The sequence below is a fragment of the Telluria sp. GW821-FHT07G12 genome (genome assembly GCF_059418525.1).
In genome coordinates, this window is sequence record NZ_JBWKQA010000005.1 from 440,595 (window position 1) to 457,601 (window position 17,007).

The following is a 17,007-nucleotide window of genomic DNA, read 5'->3' on the forward strand; positions in this document are numbered from 1 at the left end:
TCACGACAAGATAACAATGACCAAACCATTCAAACGCATTCTGTTCACCGGCGCCGCCGGTGGCCTGGGCCGCCGCCTGCGCGAACACCTGCACGCCTTCGCCGACATCGTGCGCTTGTCGGACCTGAACGACTTCGGCCCTGCCGGCGAGGGCGAGGAAATCGTCCTGGGCGATCTGGGCAAGCGCGAAGACGTGTTCCGCATGTGCGAGGGCGTCGACGCCGTCATCCACTTCGGCGGCGTCTCGACCGAAGAAGAGTGGGCGCCCATCATGAACGCCAACGTGCACGGCATGGTCAACCTGTACGAAGCCGTGCACACGCTGGGCATCAAGCGCGTGGTGTTCGCCAGTTCCAATCACACGGTCGGCATGTACAAGACCACCGACCTGGTCGACGCTTCGATGGCGACGCGCCCGGACGGCTACTACGGCGTGTCGAAGGTGTTCGGCGAGTCGCTGTCGCGCTATTACTGGGACCGTTTTGGCGTCGAGACCGTGTGCCTCCGCATCGGCTACTGCTTCCCGGAGCCGTCGAATCATCGCCAGGCCGTGCTGTGGCTGGCGCTGGACGATTTGGTCGAGATGCTGCGGCGCGCCCTGCTCACGCCGGCCGTCGGCCACACCATCGCTTTCTGCACCTCAGACAATCCGGGACAGTGGTGGGATAACCGCGAGGCGCGGCATCTGGGGTATGTGGCGAAGGAGAGTTCGCGCGGGTTCACGCAGCTGTACGACGGGCGGGTGGATCACTCGAATAACGAGGACATCACGCTCAAGTTTCAGGGGGGTGGGTTCTTGAATAATGGGCCGAAGTATCCGAAGTCGTAATCGTCATTCCGGGCATTGCCCGAAATGACTTCCCGCGGAAGCGGGAATCCATGCTGCGGCGATTCAGTACGCTCAGTATGGATTCCCGCCTCCGCGGGAACGACGGTTTAGCGGTCGGTTAATTCAATCGTCTGCCTCAAACGAATATCATCCGAAGCACTCCCCACCATCAGCTCGAACTTCCCGGCCTCCGCACCCCACGCCAGTTTCCAATCATAGAACGCCAGCGTCTCGCGATCGATCACGAAGCTGACCGTCTGCGTCTGCCCGGGCTGCAGCACCACCCGCTGGAAGCCCTTCAACTCCTTCAAGGGCCGCACGACGGAGGCCACCGGATCGCGCAGATACAGCTGCACCACCTCCGCCCCCGCCACCGGTCCGCTGTTCGCCAGGGTGAACGACAGGGTGAGCTTCCCGTCCGGCCCCATGCTGGTGTTCGACAGCCGCAGGTCTTTATAGGCAAAGCTCGTGTAGCTCAGCCCATGGCCAAAGGCATAGCGCGGCGTGTTCGGCGAGTCGATGTAGGCCGACTTGTAGACCACGTTCTTCTCGTCCTGCACCGGCCGGCCGGTGTTGTACTGCTGGTAGGTGATCGGGATCTGTCCCATATTGCGCGGGAAGGTCATCGGCAGCTTGGCCGACGGATTCACGTCGCCGAACAGCACGTCGGCGATTGCATGCCCGCCTTCGCTGCCCGGATGCCAGGCATACAGGATGGCCTTGGCCTGCTCGGCCACGTTCTCGAAGATCAGCGGGCGTCCGGCCATGATCACGACCACCGGCGTCTTGCCGATCGCGCGCAGCGCATCGAACAGCTCGCCCTGCCGTCCCGGCAGGCCAAGGTAGGCGCGCGACTTGGCTTCGCCCGACATGTCCCAGCTTTCGCCGACGGCGAGGACCACCACGTCCGCCGCTGCCGCCGCTTTCAAGGCGGCGTCGAAACCCTCCTTGCCGCGGCAGGCGACGTCGCAGCCGGCCGCGTAGTCGACGCGCACGCCCTGCCCGGCACGCTCGCGCACGGCGTCGACCAGGCTCGCCATCTTCGCTGCGTTCGACTGCACGATCCAGCCGCCTTCCAGGTCGCGGCGCGCGTCGGCCAGCGGCCCGATCACGGCAATCGAACGCAGGCCGGGCCGCAGCGGCAACGCATTGCCCTCGTTCTTCAGCAGCACCATCGATTCGGCGGCGATGCGGCGCGCCGCCTGGCGGTGGCGCGGGTCGTTCAGCGAGGCCCGTTCGCGCGCGGCATCGGAGAAGCGGAAGGGATCGTCGAACAGGCCCAGCTCGAACTTCTTGGTCAGCACGCGCCGCACGGCATCGTCGACCAACGCGACGTCGACCTTCCCGCTCTTCACCAGCGCGGCCAATGAGGACGAATACGCATTGCTCTCCATGTCCATGTCGCTGCCGGCGGTGATGGCCTTGGCCGCGGCATCCGTCAGGTCGCTGGCATAGCCGTGCACGACCATCTCGCGCACCGAGCCCCAGTCGCTGACGACGAAGCCCTTGAAGCCCCACTTCCCTTTCAGGATCTCGCGCTGGAGCATGGCGTTGCCGGTGGCCGGCACGCCGTTCAGCGTATTGAAGGAGTTCATGAAGGTCGCGGCGCCGGCGTCCAACGCGGCCTTGAAAGGCGGCAGATAGGTTTCGTAGAGCTGGTGCTCGCTCATGTCGACCGCGTTGTAGTCGCGCCCCGCAATCGCGGCGCCGTAGCCGGCGAAATGCTTGGCCGTCGCCATCACCGATGACGTGCCGCCCAGTTGCGCGCCCTGGAAGCCGCGCACGCGGGCGGCGGCGATGCGCGAACCCAGATAGGTATCTTCGCCGGCGCCTTCCATGACCCGGCCCCAGCGCGGATCGCGGCCGATGTCGACCATGGGCGCGAAGGTCCAGTGGATGCCGGCGCTCGACGCTTCGCGTGCGGCGATGCGCGCCGATTCCTCGATCGCTTCGAGGTCCCAGGACGCGGCTTCGCCCAGCGGCACCGGGAACACGGTCTGGTAGCCGTGGATGACGTCGAGGCCGAACAGCAGCGGGATGTGCAGGCGCGATTGCAGCGCCAGCGCCTGCACGCGGCGGGTCTCAAGCACGCCTTTGATGTTGAGCATGGAGCCGACCTTGCCGCTGCGGATGTCGCTTTCCATATTCCGTACTGCGTTGCTGTTCGGGCCCGTGCTGAACTCCTTGCCCGACAGCTGGTTCAGTTGGCCGACCTTTTCCTCGATGCTCATCTGCCGCAGCAGCGCCTCGACCCGCTGCGCGACCTCGGTTTCGCCACCGGCCCAGGCGGTACTTGCGAACGCCGCGCACACCGCGGCCAGACCCATTCGCAGCTTCCAATTCTTCTTCATCCACCCTCCTCCACAGCGTATTTAGGATAACGTTTTCTTATGTTGACGATTGGAAGGATTACTATATACTTCAGTTAAACGTTTTACAAGGCACGTAGAGGCCTCCCAACCGCTCATAAACCAGCATCAGGAGACACATGAAGCTCGTCAAGTCGACCCTGGCGGCGCTGCTCGCAAGCGCCGCATTCCTCCCCGCAGCGCTTCCCCCGGCCTTCGGCGCCACGCCATCCGCAGATGCACCGCGTCCGCCGTCCTCGCGCTACGTACCGCCGCTGGCCGACATGCCGATGAACCAGATCGTCCAGCAGCAGCTCTATCCGCAGCTCGAGTATTTGTTCGACAAGATGGTAGCCGAAAAAGAACACGTAACCATCGACGGCGTGGAGGCGCTGAAGAGCAACGACAAGTTCTTGCAGGGGAAAATCGCCAGCGGCCTGGCCCACGTGCTGCTGAACATGCGCAAGGACGATCCGCGTCTGCAGGAGCGCCTGCGCCAGTTCAGGGACATCACCGACATGACGGTGAACATGGACAACCACACCTGGGGCATCTACTACTACCTGGAAGCGCTGTACCAGCTGAAGCAGGCCGGCCTGCTGGAGCAGGCGGTCAGCCCGGCCACGCTGGCGCGCCTGAAGACCACGCTCGACTGGCATACCTTCGTCACGCCGCAGTGGGAGCTGATCAAACTGCCGACCAATTACTATGGCGTGGCCTTCAGCGTCGCGCGCCTGCGCATGCTGCTCGGCTGGGAAGACGAGAGCGCGAGCAAGGTCCTGCTCGACAAGATGATGACGCACTACGCGACTTACTCCGGCAAGTTCGGCTTTTCGGACGAGACGCCCGGTGAAGGCCGCTTCGACCGCTACAGCGTGCTGCTGGTGGCCGAGATCTGCGAGCGCTTCATCGAAACCGGCATGGAAGTCACGCCGGAACTGAAGGCCCTGCTGCGCAAGTCCGCCGACGTGGTGCTGAATTTCGCGAACACCGCCGGCGAAGGCTTCACCTGGGGCCGCAGCCTCGGCCCTTACGGCGAGACGGCGGCGCTGGAGATCCTGTCGGTGTCCGCCTATCTGGGCGTCCTCACGCCCGAAGAAAAGCAGTACGCCTATGCCTACGCCAACCGCATCGTCGCCAAGTACATGGACTTCTGGACCAATCCGGGCATGCACTCGGTCGACATGTGGAACGGCGGCCGCCGCACCGACACCTACCGCGCCAAGCACCGCATTCTGGGCGAGAACTTCTCGCTGTCGCACCAGCTGATCTTCACGAACGATTTCTGGAACGCGGCTGGCATGAAGGATGCAAAGCCGAAGACCGGCCTGCAGGCCTGGCTGGACAAGACACGCCCACGCTTTTCCACCACCTGGTTCGCGCGCGGCGACTACGACCGCGCGCTGGCCATCTACCGCGACAAGGGTCACGTTTTCAGCCTGGCGATGATCAACGGCGGCGACAGCCAGTTCGACAACAGCCCCTACTATCCGCTGCCCTTCGCGTCGGGGATTGTCGCCGGCACGCCGGACAGCGGCGCCGAACACGCCCAGTTGCTGCCGAAGTTCACGCTGGCGGACGGCACCCAGCTGCTGCCGGTCTCCTACATCAAGGACATCCGCACCGAGAACAAGGGGAACAAGGCCCGCGTCAGCTACCGCCAGGACGCGCTGGCAAAGCTCGGCAAGAAGGGCCCGCTGAAGGACGAGCGCATCAAGCTGGAGACCACCTACAGCTTCGAACCGGGTATCATCACGCGCACCGACACCTACACGCCGGCGGCGCCGCTGCAGGTGACGCGCGCCAGCCTGGAGTTCGCGTCCTGGTCGGATGCGCCGGCGCTGCAGGGCAGGACCGTGCGCTTCGGCCAGGGCGACGTCAGCGCCTTCGAAGTGAGCGGCCTGGATGCCTGCACGGTCGAGGCCACGCACGGCGCGGACCCGTACCGCGCGCCCGAAGGCGCGATGGCCAGCCATGTCAGCTGCGCCACCGAGAATTTCACCCTCGATCGTCCGCTGACGATCAAGTGGACCCTGCATTATCGTTGAAGGAAGCACGCCAATGCCGAAGACCATCCGCACCACCCTGCTGGCGCCCCTGCTGACCCTCGGCCTGCAAGCTGCGCAGGCCTGCGAGGCGCCACCGCCGGCCGTCCACGATATCGACGCCAACAGCTACTACATCGACAAGAACCACTCGATCGTCGACCCCGTGCGCAAGGCGCGCAACGTCGCCGCAACGAAACCGGTCGACGAATTCCTGGATGCGGTGGCGCGCCATGCCAGCGCCTACCAGGCCGCGCCATCGAAGCGCGAGGAGGCCCAGTGCGGCCTGCAGTGGCTGTCGTCCTGGGCGCAGCAGAACGCGATGATGGGCAAGATGACGAGCAACCAGTCCTACTACACGCGCAAGTGGGCGCTGGGCGGCCTGGCCCTCGGCTATGCCAAGCTGCGCCCGGCCGCGAACGAGGCTGAGCGCCAGGCCATCGACGCCTGGCTGAAGACGGTGGCCGATGCGACCCTGGTCCATGCGGATGCCGGCAAGGGCGTGCGCAACAACCACTATTATTGGGAGGGCCTGGCGGTGGCCGCGACCGGCGCCGTCACCGGCGACGAGCACCTAGTAGCCTGGGGCCGCAAGGTGTTCGAGCATGCGATGTCGCAGGTCGCGCCCGACGGCTCGCTGCCGCTGGAAATGGAGCGCGCCGCCAAGGCCCTGCACTACCATTCCTTCGCGGCGCAGCCGCTGGTGATGCTGGCTTCGATTCTGGATGTGCAGTCGCCCAGGCTCGACCAGCTGGTGCGCTTCACGCTGCAGGGCGCCGCCGACCCTTCCGCCATCGAGAAAGCCACCGGCATCGCCCAGGAACGGATCAAGGGCACGCCAAGCTGGAAGATCGTCTACGACCGCCACACCGGCGCTGCGGCCGCCACGCCGCCCTCCGCGGCGCTGTGGGAGCCGCGCATGGGCGGCGACATCGGCATCGCCAATCCGCTGGAGCACGTGAAGCGATGAACAAGGGACGGCCCAGCCTCGCCCTCGGCGTCGTCGAGGGGATCGAGACACGCATCCGCACCGGCGAGCTGAAGCCGGGCGACCGGCTGCCGACCGAGGCCGCAATCGTGGCGGAATACGGCGTCAGCCGCTCCGTGGTGCGCGAGGCGATCTCGCACCTGCAGGCGGCCGGGCTGGTGGAAACGCGCCACGGCATCGGCACCTTCGTGCTCGAGCCGCCGCAGCAGACCGCGCTGGCGATCCTGGAACTGCGCATGGGGATGGAAACCGAGGCGGCCGCGCTGGCGGCCGCGCGCCGCACCGAGGCCCAGCTGGCGGCGCTGCGCGAAGCGCTGGACGACATGCGCCGCGCGCAGGCCGCGGGCGAGTCGACGGTGGAGGCCGACGTGCGCTTCCATCGCATCCTTGCCGAGTCCAGCGCCAACCGCTATTTCGTCGACCTGCAGGGCCAGCTCGGCAAGGTCCTGTCCGCGCGCGAGCGGCCGCCCGGCAGCTTCGAGCGCATGCACCGCGAACACGAAGATATCGTCGATGCGATCGCGCGCCAGGACACGGACGGCGCGCGTGCCGCGATGCGCACCCACCTGTCGAACAGCGGCGAAAGGATGCGCAAGCGTTCGCTATGAAGCGGCGCGGACGGCGCCGGCCGTCTTGCGCTGGGCGGCCAGCATCGCGCCCGTATTCAACTCGATCCATTCCGCCAGCTCGCTCATCTTGCCGCTGATTTCCTCGCCCAGCGGCGTCAGCCGGTACTCGACGCGGGGCGGCGCGGCCGACTGGACGATGCGCTGCACGAAGCCGTCCTGCTCCAGCCACACCAGGGTCTGGGCCAGCATTTTTTCGCTGATGCCGCCGACCTTGCGGCGCAGCTCGCCGAAGCGCTGGGCGCCGTCGCCGAGGGCGACCAGCAGCAGCACGCCCCAGCGGCTGGTCACGTGCTTGAGCACTTCGCGCGAAGGACAGTTTTCGGAAAACAGGTCGCCGCGCGGCGGCTGGGCCGGATCTGTGTCGCTCATCTTGTTTTTCCTCCGTCGATGTCGATATCCTAAGCCAAGCGGGCGAACCCAGCCGTCGCGCTGGTGTCAGGCGTGCGCGGCCATGAAAAAACCCGCGGTGGACGGGCCAGCGCGGGTTTCGGGAATTGGGGAGTGCGAGCACCAGGCATCCCCTGGCGTCGCCTCTTGCCGGTTGCATCCGGCGTCCGCCTGCCATTGTAGGCAGGCAAACCGCTTCCGGTTACAGGCGTTTCTTCAACGAACATCCGGTTATCGCGCCACGCTATCGGTGGTGGCTGCGGCCAGATCCTGAGCCGTTTTTGTGGTCATTTAGATCACATGGGACTCAGTATAACGCAAAATTTGAACTTGTGTAGACGAGTTTGTGCGCGCCTATTCGAAGCTCGGTTCGACCGCTTCGGCAGCCGGTTCCGGCGCCGCTTCCGGAGCCGGTTTGGTGCGCGAAGCAAAGCGCTGGCGCAGGCGTTCGAGCAGGTGCGGCGCGGCCGGGATGTCGACGTTGCGGACGGTGCGCGCGCGGCGGCGCAGCAGCATCAGGGCGCCGCCCAGCGCCAGCAGCAGGGCCGCCCCGCCGCCTATCCAGCCCCAGGGCAAGCCGGACTCGGGCGCCGGCGGCGGCGCCTTTGGCTTGCGCGGCACCAGCGGCTTGATGGCGCCGATGGGCTTGGGACCGGGCGGCTCCTTGGCGACTTCCGGCGCGGGCGCGGGTGCTTCCTTGGCAGGCTCGGATGCAGGCGTGGACGTCGGCGCGCTCACGGCTGGCGCCGCGCCCAGTGTGGCCTGCAGGGACTTCACCTTGCCTTCCAGCGTGCCCAGCTTTGCCTGGAGCGCGGCATTCTTGCCGTCGAGAGCGGCGCAGACCTTGGCCTGCTCGGCTTGCTGGACGCAGGCTGCCGGGGCGGCCGGCTGCTGGGCGTGGATGGGCAGCGGCGCCGCTTTCGGTTCCGCGTGGGCGGTCTCGGTGGTTTTTTTGACAGGCTGGCGCGTCTTGGCGGGCACCGGCTGCTTTGCGCCCTCTTCTTCCGCATGCTCCGGAACCGGCTCGGGCTTGCGCATGGCAAGCGGCTTGCGTGCCGGCGCCGGCGCGGGTGCGACGATGGGCGCGGCCTTGGGCGCCGCTTCGATATGGGCCACCGGCGCCGGGACTGGAGCGGCTACCGGAGCAGGCGCCGGATTCGGATCCGGCGTCAGCCACAGCGTCGCCAGGCGCACCGAGCGCTGGCCCTTGTCGACCAGTTCCAGGTAGAGGTGCAGGTGCTCGCTGTCGACCGGCCGCAGCGAGGTCACGTGCAGGTACTGGCGGCCGTCGCGCCGCATCACCGACAGGTTCAGGTTCGCCAGCACCGGCGGCACGGCGATGCCGGCGCCGTTGTAGACCTCAGGGCTGGCCACCCGCACGGACACCGCCTGCGCAGGATCGTCGACCATTGCCAGCTCGATATCGGCGACCAGCGGCTGCCCGATGTGGGACGAAACGCGCGCCTCGCCCAGTTCGGCCGCGTGGACGGTAGCAAAAGCACTGGCAAGAACGAGCAGGGACAGGAAATGGCGGGAGCAGCGGAGCATAAGTTTCACAAATTTGAAGCCTCAGCGTCATTAACGGCCATTGCGGTACACTCTTTAGTGATACTTCCCTACCAACAAAAAGTCAGGACGTCTCTATGGATAACAGGATCGAGAAGGACAGCTTCGGCCCGATCGAGGTGCCAAGTGGACAACTGTGGGGCGCGCAGACCCAGCGCTCGCTGCATCACTTCCACATCTCGAGCGAGAAGATGGCGCCGGAACTGGTCGCCGCGCTGGCCCAGGTGAAGCGCGCCGCCGCCGCCGTCAACCGCTCGCTCGGCAAGCTGCCCGCCGACAAAGCCAACGCCATCATCGCCGCCGCCGACGAAGTGCTGGAAGGCCGCCATCCCGGCGAATTCCCGCTGTCCGTCTGGCAGACCGGCTCCGGCACCCAGAGCAACATGAACATGAACGAGGTGCTGGCCAACCGCGGCTCCGAACTGATGGGCGGCGAGCGCGGCGAGGCGCGCCTCCTGCACCCGAACGACCATGTGAACATGGGCCAGTCCTCGAACGACATGTTCCCGACCGCCATGCACGTCGCCGCGGCGGCGGCCGTCGCCAAGGACCTGCTGCCGGCGCTGGCCCAGCTGCGCGGCACCCTGAGCGTCAAGGCGCGCGATTTCGCCGACATCGTCAAGATCGGCCGCACCCACCTGCAGGACGCCACCCCGCTGACCCTGGGCCAGGAATTTTCCGGCTACGTCGCCCAGCTCGAATTCGCCGAGCAAGCCATCAAATCCACCCTGCCCGGCCTGCTGCAGCTGGCTGCCGGCGGCACCGCGGTCGGCACCGGCCTGAATGCGCATCCGGAATTCGCGAACCGCATCGCGGCCGAGATTTCCTCGCGCACCGGATTGCAATTCAAGAGCGCGCCGAACAAGTTCATGGCCCTGGCCGGCCACGATGCGATGGTGCAGGCGCACGGCGCCTTCAAGACCCTCGCCACGGCGCTGATGAAGATCGCCAACGACGTGCGCTGGATGGCCTCCGGCCCGCGCTCGGGCCTGGGCGAGATCACGATTCCCGAAAACGAGCCGGGCAGCTCGATCATGCCGGGCAAGGTCAATCCGACCCAGTGCGAGGCGATGACCATGCTGTGCTGCCAGGTATTCGGCAATGACGTCGCCCTCACCGTCGGCGGCTCCATGGGCAATTTCGAGCTGAACGTGTTCAAGCCGATGATCGCGCATAACTTCCTGCAGAGCGCGCGCCTGCTGGCCGACGGCATGCGCTCCTTCGACGAGCATTGCGCGCGCGGTATCGCACCGAACCGCAAGCGCATCGGCGAGCTGATGGAGCAGTCGCTGATGCTGGTGACCGCCCTGGCCCCGCATATCGGGTATGATCGCGCCGCGCAGATCGCCAAGACTGCCCAGCACGAGGGACTCACCCTGCGCCAGGCCGCGCTGCGGTCCGGCTTCGTCGACGAGCAGCAGTTCGAGCAGTGGATCGTGCCGATCGAGATGACGCGGCCGGATCCGGGCTGAGGCCAGGCAGGTTCGAGTGGCGGCGCACTGGCGAACTCAACGGTACGCCGTCCATTTTTAACCGAGGATAGAATGCAAACAACAACTTTTGAACTGACATCGGAGTTCATCGAACTCAACCAGCTGCTCAAGCTCGTCGGCTTTGTCGACAGCGGCGGTGCCGGCAAGAACATGGTCGCCAGCGGCGTGGTGTCGGTCGACGGCAAGAAGGAACTGCGCAAGACTGCCAAGATCCGTGCCGGCCAGGTCGTGAGCGTAGGCGATGTGCGGATCACTGTCCGCTAAAAAAGTTCCCTGCCACTCACAAAAAAAAGGTGCGTCCTGCCGGATGCACCTGCCGGGCGCACCGGATTAGCCGTCCCCGGCTGTAGGGGTCACGTTTGCGCGTTGACAAACTTGGGCAGTCCTCCTTCTCTATATTGAAGACGTATTTCGGCAAAAGGTGAGGAAGATGGAAACCCCAGACCCAAGCTCCATGACGCAGCAGCGGCTCATTGGCGACCTGCGTCTTGTCATCGAAAACGCGGAAGAACTGCTCAAGAACACCGACCATTACACCGGCCTGGTGTATCAGAGTGCGCGCGCCAAGCTGGCCATGGCGTTGAATGCGGCCAACGAAGAACTGGTCCGTTTCGAGGAGGAACAGCTGTCCCGGATGATCGAAGCCACCCGGGCCGCCAACGAACTACACCACGACAAGACCGGCGAAGAGCGCATCCTGCGCGCTTTCCAGTATCACTGACGCTGACGCTGCAGCCCACGGGCCACCGCGCCCGCGCCGGCCCCGCTTCACTTCGCGGGCGGGTCGGCTTCCCCGAGTATCCCCACGATCACCCCGTTCTCCAACCAGCCGTCCAGCCAGGCCGCGATAGGCGCGTCCTCATCCAGGTCGAAGGCCGCGTCGAGGGCGGCGCCAAAGCTTTCCCCTCCCGCTAGCCGCGCCAGCGCCGCGTGCTCCGCCGCATCGATCTCGCGCACCGCCACCTGCCAGCGTGCGCGCAGGACCAGGGCGTGGCTCGGGCCATCGGATTCTTCGCCCAGCCAGATCGCAGCCGTCGGCCAGCGCGAGGCATGCAGGCGCAGCGACGGGTGCAGGATGGCGCGGCTGGCCTCGAATTGCTGCGGGCTCAGGGACGCCAGCACGGACCGCGGGCCGCCATGTTCGTCCGCCGGCGCATCGGGCGCATACCAGGATTCGTGGACAGCCCATTCGAGCCGCGCCAGCCCGGGCAGCCAGGGACGGTCGTCGCCTTCGGCGAAGGCAGCCAGTCCGGCGCCGAAGCGGTTCAGGTCCGGGTCCTGCGCCGGGTGGGCGCGTCCGTAGGCACGCGCCAGAGCCTCGAAGGCCTCCTCGCCGATCCGCTTGCGCAGCACGGGATAGGCGCTCGCCAGCGCGCGGCGCCAGGCGCCGGCGAGGTTGCCGCGGTAGATGCCCAGGCGGGCGGCATCGCCCTTCAGTTGGGGCGCCAGCAGGGGCAGATGGGCGCTGTCGGCCAGGGCGGCGCCGAAGCTTTGCTGCAGGTCTGCCAGCGCATTGCTGTCCGCCGGCGGGAAGGAAGGCGGCTGCTCCGGCACAGCGGGCAAAAACGCCGGCATCGCTTCGGCGGCGATCCGCTCCGCTTCCCGCGCCTCGTCCAGCAGCACCTCGAGCGCCGGCACGTCCGTATCCCACTCGACCAGGGTCGGCACCGCGCCGAAGCGCCTTAGCGCCTCGCGGTACAGCGACCACACGGGCGGCGCGATGCGGTCGCCATGGTGGTCGATGACGGCCAGCTCCGTGACCAGGTGCCCGCCCAGGTGCAGTTCGCCGACCGTCCCCGGCGGCAGGCCGGCCAGCGTATCCAGCGCGGCAAGCGCGTCCTCGCCGTGGTTGCACTGGTTAACGTAGAGATTGTTCACGTCGAGCAGGATGGCGCAGCCGGTGCGGCGCGCCAGCGCGGCCAGGAACTCGGCTTCGCTCATCGCGTCGCCGGCAAAGCGGAGATAGGTGGAGACGTTTTCGACCAGGATGCGCCGCTTCAGCACGTCCTGGACTCGCTCGACGCGGGCGGCGACCAGGGCCAGGGCCGCGCTATCGAGGCGCAGCGGCAGCAGGTCGTTCAGCTGGCGGTCGCGCAGCGCGCTCCAGCTCAGGTGCTCGGAGACGAGGGCCGGTTCGATCGCCCCGGCCAGCTGGCGCACGCGCTCCAGATGGTCTTCGGAAAAGCCGTGGCTTGACCCAAGGCCGAGCCCGACGCCGTGCAGGCTGAGGGGATAGTCGCGCCGCAGCGATTGCAGCACATGCCAGTCCCAGCCCGAGCGGGCCAGGTAATTTTCCGTATGAACTTCTAGCCAGCCGAGCGGCGGCCGCTCTTCCATCAGCTGGCGGTAGTGCGGCACGCGCAGGCCGATGCCGACGCCGCGCACCGGGTGCGCTGTCACGGGTTTATTTTTTCTGCTGCGGCGGGTTCAGCTTGCCGCCGGACTTCTCGCAGCTGCCCTTGGGGACGGTGCGCCATTCGGTGGGGTCGTTGTCGACCGCGGCCTGGCCGGCGCAGCCATGGGTGGCGGTGCCGCAATCGTTCTGGCCGGCCTTGGCCACGCCATAGCATTTTTCCTGCTCGCCTTTCGGCTGCATGTCCATCTGGCCATTGGCCGAGGCATTGGCGGCGCACACGCTCGCGAGCGCGGCAGCAACGAGTGCCTGACGTTTATTCATGTGGGAGTCTCCTTCGAAATGCGTACACCGGCGGGGTCGGCCTTTGTGGCTGCGCGTTGGCAGCAATGGTGGCGGCAAGAGCGGATCTGTTGTGCGGCCTGCCTCGCGCCGGGTACGTGGCTGTTTTAACGCACCGGGCCGCGATCCTGTTGACGCGCCCGGTTGATTTTTATCGGCCTGCTGCCGGCTTGCGGCTCAGGCAGTTGTATTGACGTGCTTGCCCAGATGCGCCGGCAGGTTAGGCGCCGGCGAAGCAGCCTGGACGGCTTCCAGCAGTTGGTTGGCGGTCGATGCCTGCACGTCCTGCGCTTTCTTGAGCATGGCGATGCCCACATCCTGGCGGGTGCCGGTGTCGGCGATACTGGTGGCGAGTTTGGCAATACCCATGACGTCCATGACGATCTCCTGTGTGAGGGCGAATTACATGCCCAATGCGGGTCATCCTCTTTTAACGGCGGTCCCGGCCAGAACTTTAGAGCGCCGAGGCCTCCGCCAGAATAGCCTGTAGCTGTTCAGGAAAGGCCGGTTTGAGCAAATGATGGTCGAAACCGGCGGCGCGCGAGCGGGCGCGGTCGTCCTCGGCGCCCCAGCCGGTCAGCGCCACCAGGCGCAAGCCATGCATGCCGGGCAAGCCGCGCAGGGCCTGCGCCGTCTGGTAGCCATCCATGCGCGGCATGCCGATATCGAGGAAGGCCAGCTGCGGGCGGAACTCGGCGCCGATACGCACCGCCTCTTCGCCCTCATAGGCAACGCGCACCTCATGGCCGGCGAGCCGCAGCAGGATGGCAAGGGTATCGGCAGCGTCGACGTTGTCGTCCGCCACCAAGACCCGCAACGCATCCGGCGCCAGCGCCACGGCATCGGCCTGCGCCGCGCCGTCCTGAGCATCGGCGCCGGGCGGGGCGGCAAGCGGCAGGCGAACGGTGAAGGTGCTGCCCTGCCCCGGGCCCGGACTGGACGCGGTCACGCTGCCGCCATGCAGGGACACCAGGTGGCGAACCAGCGACAGGCCGATGCCCAGGCCCCCTTTCGAAATGCCGATGCTCTGCGGCGCCTGGGCGAACATATCGAACACGGCCTCGAGCGCCTCCGGCGCGATCCCGATGCCGGTATCGAGCACCTGGATCACCGCCATGCCGCCCTCGGTATGCGCCGACACCGTGATCCTGCCGTCCTGCGGCGTGTACTTGGCGGCGTTCGACAGCAGATTGCTCAGCACCTGGCTCAGGCGCACGGCATCCACGTCCAGCCACACCGGCTCCTCGGGCAGGCGCAGCCCCAGCGTGTGCCCGGCGGCCTGGATCAGGGGCAGGCTGGTCTCGACCGCGCTGGCCGCAACGCTCTGCAGGTCGACGCGCTCGATCTTCAGCACCACCTTGCCGCTCGAGATGCGGGCAATATCCAGCAGGTCGTTGATGAGGTGGACCATGTGCCCGACCTGGCGCTCCATGGTCGCACGCACCTTGTCCATCAGTCCAGGCTTGTCCGCGCCCAGGCGCAGCAGTTCGAGGGCGTTGCGGATCGGCGCCAGCGGATTGCGCAGCTCGTGCGCCAGGGTCGCCAGGAATTCCGACTTGCGGCGGTCCGCTTCGCGCAGCGCCTCGGTCGAGCGCACGCGCTCGATGTGCGCCCAGCAGCGGTCCACCACCGCCTCCACCAGGGCCACCTCCTCGGCGGTCCAGGTGCGCGGCTGCTGCTGGTGGACTGCCATCATGGCCACCAGCCGGCCCTGCTTGACCAGGGGGCAGCAGATGATGGCCTTGATGCCGATGAGGTTGAACATCTCGAAGCCGTCGCCCGGCGCCAGCTCGCGGTCGACGTCGTTGATCAGCAGCGTGCGGCCGACCCGCAGGTTCGACGTAGCGCGCGAGCCGAACAGATCGAGCGAATACACCCCAACCGTGCTGATCGCGCCCTCGACCCGCCAGTCATGACGGATGGTGAAGCGGTCGTTATCCGCCTCCAGGTCGGCGTAGGCAACCCGGGTGGCGTCCAGGTATTCGCCGAGCAGGCGGGTGCTGTGCTCCATGATCGCCTTCGGTTCCGCGGCCAGGCGCGTCGCTTCGCCGATCGCGTCCAGCAGGCGCAGGCGCTTTTCGACGCGGTCGCGCTCCTGCTGCGAACGGACCTTGTCGGTCGTCTCGGTGCAGACGCACACCACGCCGGCGATGCCGCCGGACTCATCGCGCACCGGGCTGGTGGAAAAGCTCGCATACATCAGCTCGGGGAAGCCGTTGCGCATCAGCGTGAAGGGGGTGTCCTCGAACCACAGCGATTCGCCCTGCAGCGTGGCGGCCAGCATGGGGCCGACCTGGTCCCAGACATCCGCCCAGACTTCGCGGAAAGGCTTGCCGAGCACCTGGCGCGCATCGTCCGCCCTGGCGCCGAGGATCTTGCGGTAGCTGTCGTTGAAGAGCAGGCAGAGTTCCGGGCCCCACGCGACATACATCGGGTGACGCGCATTCATCATCATGCCGGCCACGGTGCGCAGCGACTGCGGCCAGGTTTCCAGCGCCCCCAGCGGGGTGGCGGCCCAGTCCAGGCTGCGCAGGACGGCGCCCATCTCGCCCCCGCCCGAAGCAAAGCTCAGGTTGGCGTCGACAAAACCGGCGGGTGGCGCATTCTGCATGGTGATGCGGCAGCCAACAGGCCGCCTTGAAAGATAAACAAGCCGAACGATAGCATTTTTACCCGCTGCGTGTGGCGCCGGGCGGCGCTCGCGGCCGCTCAGGCGTCCAGCCGCCGCCTCAGCCAGCGCAGGACCGCGGCCGGCTGGTCGAGGGCCAGCCAGGCGATGTCGCGCCCAAGGTCCGCCGGCGCCGCCACGCTGGACGCCACCGCGACCACGTTCGCATCCTCCGGGTACATCGCGCTGCGTCCCAGCTCGGGCCGGAACACTTCGAGCTTGGGGATCGCCGCCCATTTGTAGCCCTCGACCAGGGTCAGGTCGGCCGGCGCCAGGCGCGCGAGGTGCTCCTCCAGCGAGGGCTCGGGCGCGCCGCGCAGCTCGTGCTGGATCGCGAAGCGGTAGGGAGAGGCGATCATGACCTCGCCGGCGCCGGCCATGCGCAGGCGCGCGCTGTCCTTGTGCGGCGGCTCCAGCACGATGTCGTGGTGGCTGTGCTTGATGACGTTGACGCGCAGGCCCTCGGCCGCCAGCTGGCCGACCAGGTATTCCAGCAGCGTGGTCTTGCCGCTGCCGGACCAGCCGATCACGCCCAGCACCTGGCCGCCGGCGGCCCTGCCCGCCTCAGTAGGCGACACGGTAGCGGACGCCGCGGTAATTCATCACGGCCGCCTTCGGCAACAGCTTCTCCAGCACCAGTCCGGGCGCGACCTCCTCGCCTTCGTGGCGCAGGGTCTTGTCGACCAGCAGCAGGCGGTCCGCCGGATTGGCCGAATACATGTAGCCGCCGAAGCTCACGCGCGGGACGTCGCGCTGCATGGTGTCGGGCAGCTGGTGCAGGTAAGGCAGGCTGTCTTCGGGCGACGGCGCCAGGGCTGGTGCCGGTGCGGCGCTGGCTGGACGCGGCGGCGTTGCGGCGGCGACTGCAGGCGGCGCTGGCGGCGTGGCGACCGGGGTGTGCGCCGGGGCCGTGGATGCGAGGGCATCGGCCCCGGCCCTGCTGCTGGCGACCGGCGGCGTGGTGCGTGCGGGCGGCTCGGCCGCGTGCGCGGGACGCGGCGGCGCAGGCGGTGCGCTGACTTGCAGCGTATCCGAGGCGGCGCCTGCGGCAAGCGAAGGCGCAGCTGGCGCGCGAACAGGCGCATCCGGCACGGCAGGAGCAGCGGACGGCGCGGCGGCACCCGGCGTCGCCGTCAACGCCGCGGACGGCACAGCCGGCGCCGGCGACCGCTGCCACACGAACAGCCCACCCAGCACCACCACCAGCACCCCCGCCCCCAGGCCGATGAACAGCGGCTTGCGGCTGGCAGCCATGCCCGGCTGGGCGGCCTGCAGCGGCTGCGGCGCGTGGATGGTGGGCGCGTTGCCCAGCTGGCGCTCGGCCTGGGCCTTCTTCAGGGCTTCGAGGATGTATGACAT

The 17,007-nt window shown here is 67.3% G+C and carries 16 protein-coding genes; 7 read left to right on the forward strand and 9 right to left on the reverse strand.

Translation table 11 applies throughout. The features are described from left to right. The first annotated feature begins 16 nt into the window (after window positions 1–16). The gene (locus tag AC07PE_RS20590) at window positions 17–829 is read left to right on the forward strand and encodes an NAD-dependent epimerase/dehydratase family protein (protein WP_498767894.1); all 813 of its coding nucleotides are present in this window, start codon (window positions 17–19) and stop codon (window positions 827–829) included. Between the two features lie 107 nt (window positions 830–936). Here AC07PE_RS20590 and AC07PE_RS20595 read toward each other — a convergent pair whose 3' ends face one another. Then, window positions 937–3,180 (reverse strand): glycoside hydrolase family 3 N-terminal domain-containing protein, encoded by a 2,244-nt coding sequence (locus AC07PE_RS20595; protein WP_498767896.1) that lies wholly within the window; start codon window positions 3,178–3,180, stop codon window positions 937–939. Between the two features lie 137 nt (window positions 3,181–3,317). Between AC07PE_RS20595 and AC07PE_RS20600 the strand changes: the two genes are divergently transcribed. From AC07PE_RS20600 to AC07PE_RS20610, 3 genes are read left to right on the forward strand one after another with little or no spacing between them, the layout of a single operon-like run. Beyond that, window positions 3,318–5,225 carry a hypothetical protein gene (locus tag AC07PE_RS20600; protein ID WP_498767897.1) on the forward strand — a complete coding sequence of 636 codons (1,908 nt, stop codon included), beginning with the start codon at window positions 3,318–3,320 and terminating at the stop codon, window positions 5,223–5,225. Window positions 5,226–5,238: 13 nt separating this feature from the next. Beyond that, window positions 5,239–6,192: an alginate lyase family protein gene (locus AC07PE_RS20605; RefSeq protein ID WP_498767899.1), complete on the forward strand. Its 954-nt coding sequence runs from the start codon at window positions 5,239–5,241 to the stop codon at window positions 6,190–6,192. Continuing rightward, window positions 6,189–6,818 (forward strand): FadR/GntR family transcriptional regulator, encoded by a 630-nt coding sequence (locus AC07PE_RS20610; RefSeq protein WP_498767901.1) that lies wholly within the window; start codon window positions 6,189–6,191, stop codon window positions 6,816–6,818. The genes AC07PE_RS20605 and AC07PE_RS20610 overlap by 4 nt, the downstream gene beginning before the upstream one ends. Here the strand turns inward: AC07PE_RS20610 and AC07PE_RS20615 are convergent. Further along, window positions 6,813–7,208, reverse strand: a complete 396-nt coding sequence (locus AC07PE_RS20615) for a winged helix-turn-helix transcriptional regulator (protein WP_498767903.1) — start codon at window positions 7,206–7,208, stop codon at window positions 6,813–6,815. The genes AC07PE_RS20610 and AC07PE_RS20615 overlap by 6 nt on opposite strands. Window positions 7,209–7,580: 372 nt before the next feature. Further along, the gene (locus tag AC07PE_RS20620; protein WP_498767905.1) at window positions 7,581–8,774 is read right to left on the reverse strand and encodes a type IV pilus assembly protein FimV; all 1,194 of its coding nucleotides are present in this window, start codon (window positions 8,772–8,774) and stop codon (window positions 7,581–7,583) included. Between the two features lie 95 nt (window positions 8,775–8,869). Between AC07PE_RS20620 and fumC the strand changes: the two genes are divergently transcribed. The 3 genes from fumC to AC07PE_RS20635 all read left to right on the forward strand — a co-directional run bounded on the left by fumC (window position 8,870) and on the right by AC07PE_RS20635 (window position 11,006). Next, window positions 8,870–10,264, forward strand: a complete 1,395-nt coding sequence (fumC, locus tag AC07PE_RS20625) for a class II fumarate hydratase (protein WP_498767908.1) — start codon at window positions 8,870–8,872, stop codon at window positions 10,262–10,264. 72 nt (window positions 10,265–10,336) lie between these two features. Further along, window positions 10,337–10,549, forward strand: a complete 213-nt coding sequence (locus tag AC07PE_RS20630; protein ID WP_487855143.1) for an RNA-binding S4 domain-containing protein — start codon at window positions 10,337–10,339, stop codon at window positions 10,547–10,549. A gap of 166 nt (window positions 10,550–10,715) precedes the next feature. Then, complete coding sequence (locus AC07PE_RS20635) at window positions 10,716–11,006, forward strand: DUF883 domain-containing protein (protein ID WP_230027529.1); 291 nt, start codon at window positions 10,716–10,718, stop codon at window positions 11,004–11,006. 47 nt (window positions 11,007–11,053) lie between these two features. Here the strand turns inward: AC07PE_RS20635 and bufB are convergent, their stop codons facing one another. From bufB to AC07PE_RS20665, 6 genes are all read right to left on the reverse strand, one after another. Beyond that, entirely contained in the window at window positions 11,054–12,685 is a 1,632-nt protein-coding gene (gene bufB / locus AC07PE_RS20640; protein ID WP_498767911.1) for an MNIO family bufferin maturase, read from the reverse strand. Between the two features lie 4 nt (window positions 12,686–12,689). Further along, complete coding sequence (locus tag AC07PE_RS20645) at window positions 12,690–12,962, reverse strand: BufA1 family periplasmic bufferin-type metallophore (RefSeq protein WP_498767913.1); 273 nt, start codon at window positions 12,960–12,962, stop codon at window positions 12,690–12,692. A 195-nt stretch (window positions 12,963–13,157) separates the two neighbouring features. Beyond that, a complete protein-coding gene (locus AC07PE_RS20650) occupies window positions 13,158–13,358 on the reverse strand; it encodes a YjfB family protein (RefSeq protein ID WP_498767915.1) in 201 nt (66 codons plus the stop codon). A gap of 76 nt (window positions 13,359–13,434) precedes the next feature. Continuing rightward, window positions 13,435–15,591 carry a PAS domain-containing hybrid sensor histidine kinase/response regulator gene (locus tag AC07PE_RS20655; RefSeq protein ID WP_498767917.1) on the reverse strand — a complete coding sequence of 719 codons (2,157 nt, stop codon included), beginning with the start codon at window positions 15,589–15,591 and terminating at the stop codon, window positions 13,435–13,437. A 98-nt stretch (window positions 15,592–15,689) separates the two neighbouring features. After that, window positions 15,690–16,226, reverse strand: a complete 537-nt coding sequence (mobB, locus tag AC07PE_RS20660; protein WP_498767919.1) for a molybdopterin-guanine dinucleotide biosynthesis protein B — start codon at window positions 16,224–16,226, stop codon at window positions 15,690–15,692. Beyond that, the gene (locus AC07PE_RS20665; RefSeq protein ID WP_498767921.1) at window positions 16,213–17,007 is read right to left on the reverse strand and encodes a general secretion pathway protein GspB; all 795 of its coding nucleotides are present in this window, start codon (window positions 17,005–17,007) and stop codon (window positions 16,213–16,215) included. The genes mobB and AC07PE_RS20665 overlap by 14 nt, the downstream gene beginning before the upstream one ends.